General features: G+C 73.3%; 13 protein-coding genes. 4 read left to right on the top strand and 9 right to left on the bottom strand.

Going from position 1 to position 13,055, the window contains the following annotated elements; genetic code table 11:
* Window positions 1-73: 73 nt before the first annotated feature.
* Window positions 74-391, top strand: a complete 318-nt coding sequence (locus ABT297_RS00435) for a DUF5808 domain-containing protein (RefSeq protein ID WP_350542962.1) — start codon at window positions 74-76, stop codon at window positions 389-391.
* Between the two features lie 3 nt (window positions 392-394).
* Here ABT297_RS00435 and ABT297_RS00430 read toward each other — a convergent pair whose 3' ends face one another.
* Window positions 395-817, bottom strand: a complete 423-nt coding sequence (locus ABT297_RS00430; protein ID WP_350542960.1) for an ester cyclase — start codon at window positions 815-817, stop codon at window positions 395-397.
* Window positions 818-902: 85 nt separating this feature from the next.
* On the opposite strand from ABT297_RS00430, the gene ABT297_RS00425 reads away from it, so the two are divergent.
* On the top strand, window positions 903-1,541 hold the full coding sequence (locus tag ABT297_RS00425; protein ID WP_350542958.1) for a TetR/AcrR family transcriptional regulator C-terminal domain-containing protein: 639 nt from the start codon (window positions 903-905) through the stop codon (window positions 1,539-1,541).
* A gap of 79 nt (window positions 1,542-1,620) precedes the next feature.
* Entirely contained in the window at window positions 1,621-3,213 is a 1,593-nt protein-coding gene (locus ABT297_RS00420; RefSeq protein ID WP_350542956.1) for a methyl-accepting chemotaxis protein, read from the top strand.
* A gap of 8 nt (window positions 3,214-3,221) precedes the next feature.
* On the opposite strand, the gene ABT297_RS00415 is transcribed toward ABT297_RS00420, so the two are convergent.
* The 4 genes from ABT297_RS00415 to ABT297_RS00400 form a co-directional block, all read right to left on the bottom strand.
* Window positions 3,222-5,306 (bottom strand): tetratricopeptide repeat protein, encoded by a 2,085-nt coding sequence (locus ABT297_RS00415; protein WP_350542954.1) that lies wholly within the window; start codon window positions 5,304-5,306, stop codon window positions 3,222-3,224.
* A gap of 44 nt (window positions 5,307-5,350) precedes the next feature.
* A complete protein-coding gene (locus ABT297_RS00410; RefSeq protein ID WP_350542952.1) occupies window positions 5,351-5,845 on the bottom strand; it encodes a hypothetical protein in 495 nt (164 codons plus the stop codon).
* A gap of 56 nt (window positions 5,846-5,901) precedes the next feature.
* Entirely contained in the window at window positions 5,902-7,533 is a 1,632-nt protein-coding gene (gene argS, locus ABT297_RS00405; RefSeq protein ID WP_350542950.1) for an arginine--tRNA ligase, read from the bottom strand.
* A 252-nt stretch (window positions 7,534-7,785) separates the two neighbouring features.
* On the bottom strand, window positions 7,786-8,244 hold the full coding sequence (locus ABT297_RS00400; protein WP_350543552.1) for a carboxymuconolactone decarboxylase family protein: 459 nt from the start codon (window positions 8,242-8,244) through the stop codon (window positions 7,786-7,788).
* Window positions 8,245-8,371: 127 nt separating this feature from the next.
* Here ABT297_RS00400 and ABT297_RS00395 point away from each other — a divergent pair, with 127 nt between their 5' ends.
* Window positions 8,372-9,256 carry a sigma-70 family RNA polymerase sigma factor gene (locus tag ABT297_RS00395; protein ID WP_350542948.1) on the top strand — a complete coding sequence of 295 codons (885 nt, stop codon included), beginning with the start codon at window positions 8,372-8,374 and terminating at the stop codon, window positions 9,254-9,256.
* Window positions 9,257-9,270: 14 nt separating this feature from the next.
* On the opposite strand, the gene ABT297_RS00390 is transcribed toward ABT297_RS00395, so the two are convergent.
* The 4 genes from ABT297_RS00390 to ABT297_RS00375 form a co-directional block, all read right to left on the bottom strand.
* Window positions 9,271-10,494, bottom strand: a complete 1,224-nt coding sequence (locus tag ABT297_RS00390; protein ID WP_350542946.1) for a GNAT family N-acetyltransferase — start codon at window positions 10,492-10,494, stop codon at window positions 9,271-9,273.
* A gap of 106 nt (window positions 10,495-10,600) precedes the next feature.
* Window positions 10,601-11,464, bottom strand: coding sequence for a PhzF family phenazine biosynthesis protein (locus tag ABT297_RS00385; RefSeq protein ID WP_350542944.1), 864 nt, complete (start codon window positions 11,462-11,464; stop codon window positions 10,601-10,603).
* 142 nt (window positions 11,465-11,606) lie between these two features.
* Window positions 11,607-12,143 carry a hypothetical protein gene (locus tag ABT297_RS00380; RefSeq protein WP_350542942.1) on the bottom strand — a complete coding sequence of 179 codons (537 nt, stop codon included), beginning with the start codon at window positions 12,141-12,143 and terminating at the stop codon, window positions 11,607-11,609.
* 201 nt (window positions 12,144-12,344) lie between these two features.
* Window positions 12,345-13,043, bottom strand: a complete 699-nt coding sequence (locus ABT297_RS00375) for a hypothetical protein (RefSeq protein WP_350542940.1) — start codon at window positions 13,041-13,043, stop codon at window positions 12,345-12,347.
* Between the last annotated feature and the right edge of the window lie 12 nt (window positions 13,044-13,055).

The following is a 13,055-nucleotide window of genomic DNA, read 5'->3' as shown; positions in this document are numbered from 1 at the left end:
AGCTGAGACACCTGAACTCCCACGCCGAGCCCGACGGCTCGACCGCCGTGACACCGGGTGAGATGCTCGAGGCATGACGAACCCGGTGCTCGCCCAGCTGCTCGCGATCGCGCTCATCGTCGCGATCGTCGCGCTGGCCGTCGTCGTGATTCCCATCAACCGCCGCGGCGCGCCGATCAGCGCCCGGGGCGGCCGCGAGGAGCGTGGCTGGCGCGGCTTCATCTATGCCAACCCCGACGACCCCAACCTGTTCGTTCCCAAACGGTTGGGCCCGGGCTGGACGATCAACTTCGGCCACCGCCGCGCCTGGCAGGCGGTCTTCGGCATCCTCGCCGTCATCGCGCTGAGCATCGCGCTGGGCACCCTCGCGGGCGCGCACGGCCGCAGCTGACCGTCAGCCGACGGCCGGCCAGTCCCATCCCAGCTGCAGAAACATGCCGAGACGGTCACTGACCGCCCGGATCTGCGAGATCTTGCCCGCCCTCAGTGTCAAGATCCAGATTTGCTCGACCTCGCACGAACGCCCCGTGGACTCCGGCATCCGCGGGTGATAGCCGGTGTGCGTGGCGCGCACCAGCAGACGGGCGACGACCGTGTCGCCCTCGGCGACGAGCTGCTGCGGATACATCCCGCCGTCGCCGAACGCCGCCAACTGCTGCCGGAAGCCCTCGAACGCCGCCCCCGGCTCGTCCTCCTCGCCGAAAATGACCTGGTTGTGGTCGACCACGTCGGCTGCCATGTAGTCGCCCCAGTCGGCGATCCGGCGCTCGTTCACGGCCCGGAAGAAGTCGATCACGACCTGCTTGTTCGCGTCCATCCCGCACCCCCGCAATCTTACGACGTAAATTTAACGCGCCCACCGTAGACTTACGCCGTAAGAAGAGTCAATGGAGGAGGTCGCCGTGTCCCTGAAGCGACAGCGCGGCGAGCGTGCCGGGCTCACCCGCGAGCAAGTGCTCGACGCCGCCCTGGAGCTTGCCGACGAGTCCGGCCTGGCCGGCCTGACCATGCGCGGCCTGGGCGCACGGCTCGGCGTCGAGGCGATGACGCTGTACCACTACGTGCCCAACAAGGAGGCCCTGGTCGACGGCATGGTGGAGCGGCTGTTCACCGCCGCCCAGCCGGCCGCGCCCGACCCCGACTGGCGGGCGCACCTGCGCGGCTACGCGCACGACCTGCGGACGGCGCTGCTGCGCCACCCGGGCATCCTGCCGGCGGTCGTGCGGCCGGCGGTCACCCCGGCGACGCTCGACGCCGTCGAGGGCGGCCTGCGCACGCTGACCGGGGCGGGGTTTCCGCTGGGCACGGCGCTGGACGTGCTGAACACGCTCACCCTGTTCGTGCTGGGGCACGCCGCCGCGGAGGTGGGCATCAGCGCGAGCGACGGGCCAGGCTCACCCACCTGGCTCGCGAGCCTCGACAGGGAGCGGTACCCGCTCATCCTCGAGTCCGTGCGCAGCGGCGCCGGCACGGACGACACGGCCCGGTTCGCCTTCGCGGTGGAGGCCCTGATCGGCGGCTTTTCCCTGCATAACCGATAAGCGATGACCGTCCGGCATGCCGCGGAAATCCTTCACCTCGCCCCGGCGCCGTCGATCAGCCAATCGGGGAGGCAGCACCGTGAGAGAGGCACCGATCATGACCCGCTGGTTCGCCGACCGCCCCGTCGCCGTCAAGATCTTCATGACCTGCGGCCTGTTCACGATCGCCGCGATAGTCGCCGGCATCGTCGGCGTCGCCGGCCTCGCCGCGGTGTACGCGCACGGCCAGGCGATCGAGCGGAACAACCTCCGCCCGTCGCTGCAACTGGCGGAGGTGCGCTCGCAGGCGCTCTCCGCCCGCATCGCGATCCGTGACGTGGTGCTCTCGCCCGACAAGGCCGCCGCGGAGCGGCGGTTGCGGGCGGCGGACGCGTCGGTGGACGCCGAGGTCGCCGCCTACCTGCCGTCCGCGTCGGACCCTGACGCGGTGCGCCAGTTCCAGAGCAGCTGGGCGCAGTACCGGCAGATCCGCGACACCGAGCAGCTCCCGGCCGCGCGCGCCGGCGACCTCGCCACCTTCGAGGAGGTCGCCGCGGACCGGGCCAACGCGATGGCGGCCAAGGCGATGACCGCCATCGGCACCGCGGCGGACGCCGAGTCGGCGGAGGCCGTCGAACGCGTCGCGAACGCGCGCTCGGAGTTCCACCGGGCGCGGATCACGCTCATCGCCGTGCTGGCCGCGGGGGTACTGCTGGGCGCCGCCGTCGCCCTCTACACCGTGCGCCGCATCGTCGCGCCGCTGCGCCGGGTCGGCGCCGTGCTGACCGGGATGGCCGCGGGCGACCTGACCGGCGCCGCGGCGACCGGCAGCCGCGACGAGATCGGCCGGATGGCGGAGGCGCTGGACTCGGCCACCGCCCGCACCCGCGAGACCGTCCGGGAGGTCGCGGACACCGCCGCCGGGGTCGCCGACGCGGCCGGCCGGCTCGCGGCCACCAGCGAGGAGATCGCGCACTCCGCCGAGAGCACCTCGGCCCGCTCCGAGGCGGTCGCGAGCGCCGCCGGGCACGTGGCCGGCAGCGTGCACAGCGTCGTGGCCGGCGCCGAGGAGATGTCCGCGTCGATCCACGAGATCGCCCGATCCGCGGCGCAGGCGGCGAGCGTCGCCGCGGCGGCGGTGCTGGCCGCCGAGGCCGCCTCGGGCACCGTCGCCCAGCTGGACAACTCGTCCACCGAGATCGGCAACGTGCTGAAGCTGATCACCTCGATCGCCGAGCAGACGAACCTGCTGGCGCTCAACGCGACCATCGAGGCGGCCCGGGCCGGTGAGGCCGGCAAGGGCTTCGCGGTCGTCGCCAACGAGGTCAAGGATCTCGCCCAGGAGACGGCGAAGGCGACCGAGGACATCGCCGGCCGGGTCGGGGCGATCCAGTCCGACGCACGGGCCGCGGCCGCCTCGATCGGCGAGATCAGCTCAGTGATCGGGGAGATCAGCCAGCATCAGACCACGATCGCGGCCGCCGTCGAGGAGCAGACCGCCACGACCGGCGAGATCAGCCGTAACGTCGCGCAGGCGGCGGCCGGCACCGACGAGATCGCCTCGACCATCTCCGGCGTGGCGGACGCGTCGCGCACCACGAGCACGGGCACCGGCCGGTCCCGCACCGCCACCGCCGAGCTGGCCACCATGGCCGGCCGGCTGCAGCAGCTGGTCGACCGCTTCCGGTACTGACGCCGCGCTCAGAGGCCCAGGCGGGCGGCGACGGCCGACGCGGCCGGGTGGTCCGTGCGCTCGTAGATGGCCAGGGCGCGCCGCCACAGGCCGATCGCCGGGGCGCCGTCGAGCGCGTCGCCGAGCCGCGTCGCGGTCTCGGCCTCGTCGAGCCGGTCGCCGAGCTCGGTGAAGCGCTCCAGGGCCTCGCGGTAGCGCTCCACCGAGCGCTCCCGGTCGCCGAGCGCCGCGTGTACCCGGCCAAGGTGGGCCAGCGCCGCGGCGGTCTCGTGCGGGTCGCCCAGTTCGCGGCGCAGCGCGAGCGCCCCCTCGCCGTGGGCGACGGCCTCGGCGGCGCGCCCGGCCTGCGCGTAGTGCCAGGCGGCCGCGGCGCGCGCGGACGCCTGGCCGGGCCGGTCGCCGGCCCGGCGGAACAGGGCCAGGGCGAGCTCGTCGTGGACGATCGCCTCGACGAAGCGGGCCATCGACTCCAGCACCGCGGCCAGGTCCTGCCGGCACGCCGCCGCGGCGCTCACCTCGCCCCGGGCCTGGAAGCGGTCGGCGGCCTCGCGCAGCCGGAGCAGCGCCGCCTCGTGCTGCCCCGTGCGCAGGTACGCGGCGGACTGCGCGCGCTGCGCCCGGGCGAGCAGTGCCGGATCGCCGAGGCGCTCCGCGGCCTGGATCGCGATCTCCTGCACGGCGATTCGCTCGTCCCAGCGGCCGGCGGCGTCGAGCGGGCCGTCCAGGGCCTCGGCGATGCGCCAGGCGTCGCCGTACCGGCCGCGGCGCATGGCCAGGCCGAGCACGGCAAGCGCCGTCCGGTGCCCGGCGGCGTGCGCGGCATGGTGGGCCACGAGGCGGTCCTGCAGGCCGGCCCGCTCGGTGTCCGGCGTGCCGGCGGCCGCGTGCTCGCGCAGGAGGGCGTGCATGGTGTACCGCCCGGGCCGGGACTCGGCGACGAGCTGCGCCCGGGCGAGCTCGTTCAGCATGTCCACACTGGACTGTCCTAAGAGGATAGTAGCGTCGGGCTCCCCCAGATCCGGGCCGGGGTGCGCGCCGAAACCGCGGAACAGCCGCCGGGCGGACGGCGACAGCAGGTCGTACGACCAGGCGAACGCGGTCCGCTCGGCGAGCGCGTCGGCGGCCGCCGCCAGCGACACCTCGGGGTGCAGCGCGGCGCGGGCGGAGAACACGGTCAGCGCCATGGGCCGGCGCCCGCACGCGGCGATGATGCGGTCGACAGCGGCCGGCTCCGCGGCGGTGCGCTCGGCGCCGATCCGTGCCGCGAGCACGGCCCGCGCCTCGGTGCGGTCGAGCACGTCGAGCGTCAGCTCTTCCGCGTCGAGTCCAGCTGGGCCGTGCCGGCCCGTGACGAGCGCGACGCTGTCGCCCGCGGCCGGCACCAGCAGCCGCACCTGCGCCGCGTCGGCGGCGTCGTCGAGCACGATCAGCACCCCGCGGCGGGCGGTCAGGCCGCGGTACATCCCGGTGCGCGCGACCAGGCCCAGCGGCATGTCGGGGGGCTCAACGCCGAGCGCGGCGAGCAGCGTGCGCAGCGCCTCCGCGGCGGGCAGCGGGCCGGTCGGGTCGGAGCCGCGCAGGTCCAGAAACAGCGCCCCGTCCGGGAACCGGCCGGCGATCCGGTGTCCATAGTGGACGGCGAGCGCGGTCTTGCCGACGCCCGCGTCGCCGCCGACGAACACGGCCCGGGCGCCGGGCAGCATCCGGTCGAGCCGGGCGATCGCGCCGGCTCGGCCGGCGAAATACGCGGGAGCGGCCGGCAGCTCATGCTCATCCGCGTGAGGCGAGGCCAGGGTAAGGGCCGGGGCGACGGCGACGTCGAGGGCGGCGAGCCGGGATCGTGCTGACGCGAAGGCGCCGCACTCCGCCCGGCTGGCGCCGAGCAGCCGGAGCAGGGCGTCCAGGCGCTCGGCCGGGGCCAGCGCGCGGCCGGCGAAGTACTCGCCGACGGCGGCGCCGGGCCAGCCGGTGCGGGCGGCGAGCTCGCCAAACGTCAGCGGCGATGAGCCGACCCGCCGGGCGTGCCTGCGCCGCAGGTCGCGCAGGAGCCCGGCGAGCTCGTCGAGGGTGGAGACACCCGATGGATCTACCACGTCCGGAAGCCTGCCACAGCGCGCCAAATCCGGCGCGGTGGCGGTCAGACGGCGCAGGTGGTGTCGAGGTCCGCGCTCGCCGCCCGGATGTCGGCCAGCAGCTTGTCCATGTCGTCGATCGAGTTGATCTTCGCCAGGTAGTCCGCCGCGCCGAACAGCGCGAGGCCGTCGGCGGCCTTGTCCAGCGCGGTCTGCAGCTTCGGGTCGGCCGCCTCGGCCTTGAGGTCGCGCGCCTGCTTGACCAGCGCGTCGGTGAGCTCCTTCGCCTTGTCCACCGCCTGCGTCTCGGCCGCCTTGTTCTTCTGCTGCCGCGCCGCGATCATCAGGCCGATCTGGGTGCCGATCGGTTTCACGGTGTCCTCGGTGACGATCTTCTCGGCCTTGTCGCAGACCGCCCTGGTGTTGGCCTTGAGGTCGACCGTCGGGCTCGGCGAGGACGTGGGGCTCGCCGCCGGCTTCGGGCTCTCATCGGACTGCGAGCAGGCCGCGGAGGTGCTCACGAGGGCGGCGAGGATCGCCACGGTCAGTAGCCGTCGCACGATTGAGGTTCTCCTCCATGTCGGTGGTCCTGGCACAGGCCCGGGATGCCAGTGTCCTACATCCGCTCGGGGGCCTCGATGCCGAGCAGGTCGAGGCCGGTCCGCAGGGTCCGCGCGGTCAGATGGCACAGGGCCAGCCGGCCGCCGCGCGCCGGCTCCGGCGCCCGCAGCACCGAGCAGCGCTCGAAGAACGCGGTGAAGGCGGTCGCCAGGCCGTACAGGTAACCGGTGAGGCGGTGGAACTCGAGCGTCTCGCCGACGTGCTCGACGACGCCGGGGAAGCCCAGCAGCTCCACCGCGAGCGCGTGCTCGGCCGGGTCGGCGACGGCGAAGGCGCCGCCCGCCGCCTCCGCGCCGCCCTTGCGGATGATCGAGCGGGTCCGCACGTGGGCGTACTGCAGATAAGGCCCCGTGTCCCCGGTGAGCGCCAGCATCCGGTCGAAGTCGAACACATGGTCCTTGATCCGGTCGGTCGACAGGTCGGCGTACTTGAGCGCGCCCATGCCGACCTCCGCCGCGCCGGCCCGCGTCACGGCCTCGTCGAGCAGCTCGGTCAGCCGGATCGCGCCTCCCGTGCGGCTGCGCAGCATCTTGCCGTCGGTGCCGAGCATCGAGCCGAACGCGACATGCTGCGCCCGCACCGGCGGGGCCAGCCAGCCGGCCGCCTCGGCGACGGCGAAGACCATCGCCAGATGCTGCCGCTGGGGCGCGCCGACGACGTAGAGCAGGCGGGTGGCCTTGAGCTCCTCGACGCGGTACCGCAGGGCCGCGAGGTCGGTCGCCGCGTATCCGTAGCCGCCGTCGGCCTTGCGCACGATGAGCGGCAGCGGCGCACCGTCCCGCGTCGCGAAGCCCGCCGGGAAGGCGCACTCCGCACCGTCGCTCACGCGCAGCAGACCGCGCTCGCGCAGGTGCGCCACGATGCCGTCCAGCTCGGCGTTGTAGGTGCTCTCGCCGGCGAAGTCGCCCTCCCGCAGGCGTACGCCGAGGCGGTCGTAGACGCCCAAGAGGTACCGCCGCGAAACCCCGACCAGCGAGCGCCACAGCGCGATCGTGTCCGCGTCGCCGCCCTGCAGCAGGATCACCCGGCGCCGCGCCCGCTCCCGGAATGCCTCGTCCGCCTCGAACCGGCGCCGCGCGGCGGCGTAGAACGCGCTGAGGTCCGACTCGTCGATGACACCGCCGTCGACGTAGTGCTCGACGAGCATGCCGAAATTGGTGCCCCAGTCGCCGAGGTGGTTCTGCCGGATCACCCGGTGCCCGAGATACTCCAGCACCCGCACGGCCGCGTCACCGATGACCGTCGAGCGCAGGTGCCCGACGTGCATCTCCTTTGCCGCGTTCGGCCCCGAATAGTCCACCACTACGGTTTCTGGATCCACAGTGGACACCCCAAGCCGCTCGTCCGCGGCGGCCTCGGCCAGCATCCGGTCCAGCGCCGCGTCCGCCAGCGTCAGGTTGACGAACCCCGGCCCGGCCACTTCGACCTTCGCGCACAGGTCGTCGAGCCGCGCGGCCCGCGCCACGGCCGCCGCGATCTCGCGCCGGTCCCCCGGTAGGGCGAGCGCCCCGTCGGCCTGGAAGTCGGCGTGCCGGGATCGGCGCAGGACGGGGTCGACGGTCGATCCGGTCACGGTCTCGAACGCGGCCGCGAGCCTGTCCCGCAGCACCTTGCCGATGGCAGCCATGCCCTCGCACGCTACCGACCCGGGCGCGCGCCCGCCGCTGGTTTTACTTCCAGTGCGAGCTACGCCCAGCCGGGCAGCACTCCCGGCCCGGTGACGATGAGCAGGACGCAGATCGACGTCGTTACCACTACGCGCAGCATTCGTCGCATGAACCGGACGTTATCTGGGCAGGTGGTGGCCGGGCCTTCACCCCGCGGGGCGAGATGCCTGCGTGGCCCGGTTCACCTCTGGTCGCGCCTACCGGGTAGCGGCTCAGCCCCAACTCTGCGGTGCGGGCTGGCGGGTGGGCGCGTTGAGCCGGTTGAAGAGGTTGGTCGTGGCGATCCACAGCACGATCGCCGCGAGCTCCCGCTCGCCGAAGTGCTCGACGGCGTCGTCCCAGATGTCGTCCGGCACCGCGTCGGCCCGGTCGGCCAGCCGGGTCGCGGCCTCGGCGAGGGCCAGGGCGGCCCGCTCGGCGTCGGTGAAATACGGCGTGTCCCGCCAGGCGGCGACGGCGAAGAGCCGCTCGTCGGACTCGCCGTTCTTCTTGGCGCTGCGGGCGCCCGAGTCCACACACGGGCTGCAGCCGTTGATCTGGCTGGCCCGCAGGTGGACCAGCTCCAGCGTAGCGGCCGGCACGCCGGCCGAGTGAGCCGCCTTGTACAGCAGGTTGATCGCCTTGGTGGCGTCGGGCAGGAGCACCGCCGGGTTGGTCATCCGTGCCTGCATCATCGTCTCCCTTGTCACATCGCTGCGATTTGGTTCGTCGCCGGTATGACGACCCGCCACGAGGACCTGTGACAATTGTGGCCTAGGTCATAAATCTGCCCACAAATTGGGATGAAAGGCATCGAGCGTGAGCGAGAGCGACGACCGGCTGGCCGAGCGGTTCGAGGCGCTGCGGCCACGGTTGCGGGCGGTGGCGCACCGGATGCTGGGCTCGGCGAGCGAGGCCGACGACGCGGTACAGGAGGCCTGGCTCCGGCTGAACCGCACGGACGCGGACGAGGTCGGCAACCTCGCCGCCTGGCTGACCACGGTCGCCGGCCGGATCTGCCTGGACATGCTGCGCTCCCGGACCAACCGCCGCGAGGAACCACTCGAGCTGCGCGCCGAGGAGCCGCCAGCGGGTGCCGCCGACCCGGAGCAGGAGGTGCTGCTGGCTGACTCGGTGGGCGTCGCGCTGCTCGTGGTCCTGGAGACACTCACCCCGGCCGAGCGCCTGGCGTTCGTCCTGCATGACATGTTCGCGGTGTCGTTCGACGACATCGCGGTCGTCGTCGGCCGCAGCCCCGCCGCCGCCCGCCAACTGGCGAGCCGGGCGCGCCGCCGCGTCCAGGGCGGCTCGAGCGGCTCGATTGGCTCGGCAGCGGCGGCCGCCGACCTGCAGCGCCGCCGCGAGATCGTGGACGCGTTCCTCGTCGCCGCCCGCGGCGGCGACATGGCTGCGCTGCTGACCCTGCTGGACCCGGACGTCGTCATGCGCGCCGACGCGACGGCGGCCCGGATGGGCTCGGCCGGCGAGTCCCGGGGCGCGGAGGTCGTCGCCGCGTTCTTCTCGGGCCGCGCCCAGGGCGCCCGCCCGGCCGACATCGACGGCGCGACCGGCGTCGTGGTCCAGGTGGACGGCCGGACCCGGATCGCGATCAGCTTCACGGTCACGAGCGGCCGGATCATCAGCATCGACGTGGTGGCCGACCCGGCCGACCTGGAGATCCTCGACGTGCGGATCCTCGCGTAGCGCCGCCCGCCGGCTCAGCCGGGGCGCACACCCCAGGCGGAGACCATCGGTGAGGTCGCCACGTCCAGCAGGCCCGCGTCCAGGTTGGCCAGGTGCTGGTCGACCTCCTCGTCGGTGGCCAGACCGGCGGCGGTCAGCCGGGCGCGGATCTGCTCGACCGTGGCCCGCTCGAGCCGGTCGCACGCCGGGCCGGTGACCGGGAAGTAGGCGTCGGCGGCCACCTCGGTCAGGCCGGCCTCGCGCAGCAGTCGGGGCAGCTTCCGGCCGTACGCCAGGTCGACGCCGCGCCCGGCCATCAGCGTGCGGAAGTCGTGCTTGAGCCGGTTGGCCAGCCGCTGCGCCGGGCCGGCCTCGTCCGGGCAGGCCAGCGGCTGCAGCATCGGGTCGGCCTCCTCGATCAGCAGCCGGCCGCCGGGGCGCAGGGCGGAGATCATGGCCGCGAGCGCCGCCTCGCGCCGCGGCACGTGGACGAGGACCAGCCGGGCGTGCACGAGGTCGAAGCCGTCGCCCGGCGGCGGCTCGGCGCCGACATCGTGGCGGAGCACCTCGTAGCCGGCGCCGGTGGCGAGCCACGCGACGTCGATGTCGGTGGCCAGCACGCGGCCGGCCGGGCCGACGCGCGCCGCGAGCCACGAGGGCACGCTCGGGCCACCGGCGCCGACCTCCCAGCAGCGCCAGCCCTCGGCGACGCCGAGCGCGTCGAGATGCCGGAACGTGGAGGGGTCGAACAGCTCCGCCAGGGCGCCGAAGCGGGCACCGGCCTCGGCCTGGGCGTTGTCGAGCAGATACCCGCCGTCGCCGGGGGCGTCGAGTACCTCGTCGACGCCGTTGTCGTCGTCGTAGGAGTGAACGAAGCCGAGGCGCTCGTAGAGCCTCCGCGCCGCGCTGCCCCGGAGGACAACCAGCCGGAACGGCCGCGCGTCGCGGTGCGCCGCCATGACGTGCCGCAGCACCTGCCCGCCGATGCCCCGGCCCTGCAGTTCCGGGTCGAGATAGAAGTGCTCGATCCACTGTGCGTCGCGCTCGGGACGGATGGCGACGGATCCCACCGCCCGGCCGTCGACCTCGATGACGTCGGTGTTGGCCGGCACGAAGCCCTCGAGAAAGCGCCGCCGGGAGCGGTCGGGGTCCCAGCGCCCGACCCGTTCGAGATCCGGCCGCATCGTCGCGGCCCTGAGGTCGATGAGCCACGGCGCATCCACCGACGTGGCCGGGCGTAGCGTCCACGGCCGCGACATTCGGTCAACGTATCACCGGCGCATCGGCAAGCGGCCCGAGCGGCCGCCCCGCCGGGGTCGCCGGCGCCGGCATGGCCGCCTTCTCCGCCCGGGGCCGGATCCGGCGTCAGATGAAGAGCCGGCCGTCGGCCACGACGACGGCACTGCCGGCGATCTCGACCCGCTCGACGACGCCGTCGTCGAGCACCGACACGCACGCGCGGATCGTCGACGGGCGGCCCATCTCGACGCCCTGCCGTACCGTGATCGTCGCGCCGAGCGGCACCCGCCCGTGCCGGCCCAGGTGCAGCGCGAGGGGGCCGGCCGCGGAGCCGGTGCCGGCGTCCTCCGTCACACCATAAGCGGGCGAGAACATGCGGGCCCGCCAGACCAGCGGGTCGCCGGTCGGGGCGAAGCAGTTCGCGGCCAGGTCGTCGTGGTCGGCCAGCGCGCGAAGGTCGACCCGCAGGGCGGTCAGCTCGGCGACGCCGGCGAGGCCGACGAACGCATGGCGCGGGCCGTTGCGGTACACCTCGACGGGAAGGGTCGACGAGGACACCCCGAGCGCGTCCAGCAGCTCGGCGGCCCGGTCATAGGGCTCCCAGACCGGAATGGGCTGGAGCATCCGGGCGGTCCTGACGCGGCCCTCGCCGGACTCCCCGGTGAAGCGGAACGGCACCACCCCCATGCCGGTCTCCATCCGCAGCTCGCCGTCGCGGACGCCGGGATGACCGGTCGCGGCCAGGACCGCGGCGGTACCGAAGGTCGGGTGGCCGGCGAACGGAAGCTCGCCGATCGGGGTGAAGATCCGCACCCGCACGTCGCCGCCGGCCACGGGCGGGAAGACGAACGTCGTCTCGGACAAATTCATCTCGCGCGCGATGCGCTGCATCCGCCCGGTGGTCAGCCCGGCGGCGTCGGGGACGACCGCGAGCGGGTTGCCATCCAGGGCGGTGTCGGTGAAAACGTCGGCGATCACATAGCCGTACACGGCGCCAGCGTAGGCAGCCCGGCGCGCGGCGCGACACTGCTCGAACGAGTAGCCGGCTCAGCGTCGAGTGGGTCCGGTTGCTCTGGCCAGAACCATTACGAGAGGGCATCAACCAGTGCAACCGAACCCGCCACGGTGGCGTTTACGGGCCGGTGGGCGACGTCGTGCCTGGCGACGGTGATGCCGGGGCCGACGGCTGCATACCGGCGTGCTCGTGCAGCCGCACGATCCGCGCGGTGTAGGTCTCGCTGGTGCCGGTACCACTGATCGTTCCGCCGATCGTGATCATCGAACCGGTCGTCAGGGTGCCGGGTTGCAGCGTGTGTCGGAGCTCGTAGACCCGCAGGTTGTTGCCCAGGGCCCACGTCCTGGTCCATCCGTCAGCCGATTTCACGGTGACCGACGAGCCCGAGACGGACGTGAGCATGCCCTGCTGCATGGCCACGTGCACCGGTCCCTGCTTTGTCTGGATGACGCCCTCGCCGTGCTCCACCCCCTTGAGCATGTCGCCGTGTTGTTCGGCGCCGCCTGTCGCGCCCGGGCTGGGTGCCGTGGTGGTCGTGCCACCGCCCGGCGGGGACGGACTGGGTTGGGCACTCGCCACCACCGGCGCGGCGACCGCACCGACTCCGGCGAGCACCGCGGTGCTGAGCGCGAGGCCTATTCGCTTGCGTAACATGGTCCCCCTCCTCACCTGGACCAACAGTCCCGATACCACTCGGTAACCGGCGATAAACCACACACAACTCATGATTTTTCGCCATTTTTCGTCGCCGACCGGCTTCCGTCGGCCTCCCGTACGACAGTCATGTCGTCGCGAGCGGGGACGCACACCGCGAGGCGACTACGCTGCGGTGCCGTGAAGGACGCAAGGCACGTTTCAGCGGGGTGGGTTGGTGAACAGGCCGACTGAGCACCCGAGCTCGCCCGGCTCCAGCTGGACGCGCTTGTACCCGACCTGCTGGATCGCGCCGTCGGCAGTCTTGATCATCACGATGCAGTCGCGCTCGGCGGGCACGCCCACCGCTGCCACGAGGGTACCTTCGCGCGTCACGGTGTCGACCTTGACGCCGTCCTGGGGGAACGCTGCCCGCACAACGCTTGCGAGAGTGTCGGGCGTGGCGGTGCGCAGCGCCGCGTCGAGGCGGTCCTTCGCATCGGCGGGCAGCGTCAGCACCGGCGACGCGGACGGGACGGGAGGAGTCGCGATCGCGGGACAACCGATCTCGTGGTATTCGGTGTAGCGGTAGAGCTGAAGCACGTAGCGGTAGCACCGCGTGGCGCTGCCGGCCGAGTTGCCGCGGTCGCCAATCGCGGCCGCGTGCTGCTCGGGCACCGTCACCGCGAACCGGACGTCGACGGTGGCCTTCTCGTCTCCGGTGGTCCGCCCGGACCAGCCGACCGGCGTGGCACTGGGCGCTATCTCGGTCGCGGCGATGTACTCGGCGTCGCGGACCCGGTCTCGGTGACCGAGCTTGTCGTTCAGGCGCGCCGCCTGTTGTTCCGCGCTGTCCCGCGCGAGCGAGTCGCCGTCGACCGGCCCGGTCGCGCAGCCCGTCAATGCAACGACGGCCGTCAATGTCGCGCACGT

This window comes from Dactylosporangium sp. NPDC000555, assembly GCF_040300025.1.
Classification (GTDB): Bacteria; Actinomycetota; Actinomycetes; order Mycobacteriales; family Micromonosporaceae; genus Dactylosporangium.
The sequence above is the reverse complement of the archived record's forward strand: the minus strand, read 5'-3'. Positions and strand labels throughout refer to the sequence as shown.

Coding starts and splice junctions, on each gene's coding strand:
- ABT297_RS00400 (WP_350543552.1), bottom strand. CDS start 8,244: ATGCAGGCACGGATGACCAACCCGGCGGTGCTCCTGCCCGACGCCACC.
- ABT297_RS00430 (WP_350542960.1), bottom strand. CDS start 817: ATGGACGCGAACAAGCAGGTCGTGATCGACTTCTTCCGGGCCGTGAAC.
- ABT297_RS00435 (WP_350542962.1), top strand. CDS start 74: ATGACGAACCCGGTGCTCGCCCAGCTGCTCGCGATCGCGCTCATCGTC.
- ABT297_RS00390 (WP_350542946.1), bottom strand. CDS start 10,494: ATGTCGCGGCCGTGGACGCTACGCCCGGCCACGTCGGTGGATGCGCCG.
- ABT297_RS00380 (WP_350542942.1), bottom strand. CDS start 12,143: ATGTTACGCAAGCGAATAGGCCTCGCGCTCAGCACCGCGGTGCTCGCC.
- argS (WP_350542950.1), bottom strand. CDS start 7,533: ATGGCTGCCATCGGCAAGGTGCTGCGGGACAGGCTCGCGGCCGCGTTC.